We start from the raw sequence: 2,016 nt of genomic DNA on the forward strand, positions 1-2,016 counted from the left end.
CGGCCAGTATACATCTAGATGATTACACTTCAGGGTGGTTTGTCTCTGTTTATTTATAACCTGAACTACATACAATGTTTAGGTTTAGAATATTGGTCGTGATAATCGGCGGCCCAAAATTATATACAGGTGGATTCACCGACGAGGTGTGACTCCCAGGTACGATAGACGAACGTTTCTCAGCGCTGGTGGGGCAGCGATGCTCGGGTCGCTCTCCGGGTGCGTTGGGTCGTTCCAGGGCGATTCCGGAGAACCGGTCAGGTTCGGGGCGATGTTACCGTTAAGCGGTTCGCTGGAACAGGTCGGAACGCACGGAAAACGCGCCGTAGAGCAGGCAGTCGAGGATATCAATCAGGCAGGCGGAATCCTCGGCCGGCCCGTCGAACTGACGGCCGTGGATACGGAGGGTTCTGTAGAAGTCGCCGCCGAGGGGTACCAGTCGCTGGTCGACGCTGGTGTCGTTGGGTTCGTCGGTGGCCTCGTCAGTGACGTCTCACTGGCGCTCGCCCCCAAGACGGCGAAGGACTCTATCATGGAGATTAGTCCAGCCAGTACGAACCCACGGCTCTCGGATGCCGGACGAGCAGATGGCCGGAAGTACTTCGGCCGAACCGTTCCGAGTGACAGCCTGCAGGCGACTGCGATGGCGAAAATTCTCGATTCGCCGCAGTACGTCGATGCCGAGACGGTTTCGATTCTCACCGTTACGGGTGCCTTCGGGTCGGACCTCGGAACTGCGCTTCAAGAGAGCCTCGACGCTGAGGTCGTCACGCAGGTCAGCTACGACCCCGAAGCAGGCGACTTCAGTGGCGTTCTCGATGAGGTCTTCGCCGACGAGCCGGACGCAGTCGGCTTCGTCAGCGTTCCCGGACAAGAAAAAGGAATTCTCGAAGCGTACGGGAACACCGACTACGACGCACCGTGGGTGTTCTCGGCGGGAATGTTCAGCGGCGACCTCCCGGCCTACTACGAGGGCTTCTACAGCGCCTCGCTCTCGTCGGTTCGGACGGACGGCTACTTCGACCTCACGCAGCGACTCTCCGATATTGCACCGCTCGCACCCTACGCTGCGAACGCCTACGACGCCCTTTTCCTCATGGCGGCGGCCGCAGAGTACGCTGGCGAAGTGAGCGGTCCAGCCATCGCGGACGCTGTTCAGACCATCTCCAGCGGAACGGGCCACACCGTCTCTGTCGGCGAGTTCGACCGCGTACGGGCGCTCGTCGATGCGGGACGCGAATTGAACTATCAGGGCGCATCGAGTGGTGTCGACCTGACTGAATCGCTCGAACCGCTGAGTTCGTATCTCGTTGAGCGCGTCACCGACGGCGAGGTCACGCAGGTCGAACTGCTCCAACGGCGATTCTTCGAATCCGGAGGTTCCCAATGAAAAACCCATTCTCGCGGGTGACGTCCGCCATGGAGCGACTGCTCCCGAACGTGATTCGCCGCCGGTACGCGGCGAAGTTCGGTCTCGTCCTCCTCCTCATCGTGCTCATCATGGGTGCGGCGGGCGCGAACATCCGCTTCGACACTAAATCCGTCGTCGATTCACAGACCAAATCGCAAATTCGCGGTGCCGCGGAGACCGAAGCGCGGTCGGTCGCCGACTGGGTCGTTTCGAGGGAAGCGACGGTTTCCTTCCTCGCTGAATCGATTAACGAGAAACCGGACGGGACGAACGCGACCGAACATCAACGGTGGCTCGAACAGAAACTTATCGGGCTTCCCGGCGACGTTCGGTCGCTCCACTACGTCGATGCCGACTCCGGCACCATCGTCGCCAGTACGACTGACAGTCTGAACGGACAGTCGCTCAACGCAGTCGACACGCCGTGGACGGGCAAGGCGACAACGTTCGCGTCGTCCCAGTCGGTGACGACTTCCGAACCGTACGACGCGAGCGGCGAACCCGTCGTCGCGTTCGTCGCACCCGTCTCCGGGCTCCCCACCCGCCCCCGCCGCCCCCCCCCCCCCCCCCCCCCCCCCCCCCCCCCCCCCCCCCCCCCCCCCCCC

General features: G+C 62.0%; 1 protein-coding gene and 1 pseudogene. Both read left to right on the forward strand.

The window, feature by feature from the left end:
- The first annotated feature begins 271 nt into the window (after positions 1–271).
- Entirely contained in the window at positions 272–1,390 is a 1,119-nt protein-coding gene (locus QT222_RS01815; protein WP_491476118.1) for an ABC transporter substrate-binding protein, read from the forward strand.
- Positions 1,387–2,016 (forward strand): annotated as a pseudogene (locus QT222_RS01820) (hypothetical protein); the annotation flags it as partial. The gene QT222_RS01815 and the pseudogene QT222_RS01820, both read left to right, overlap by 4 nt.

This window comes from Haloferax sp. s1 (assembly GCF_058382125.1).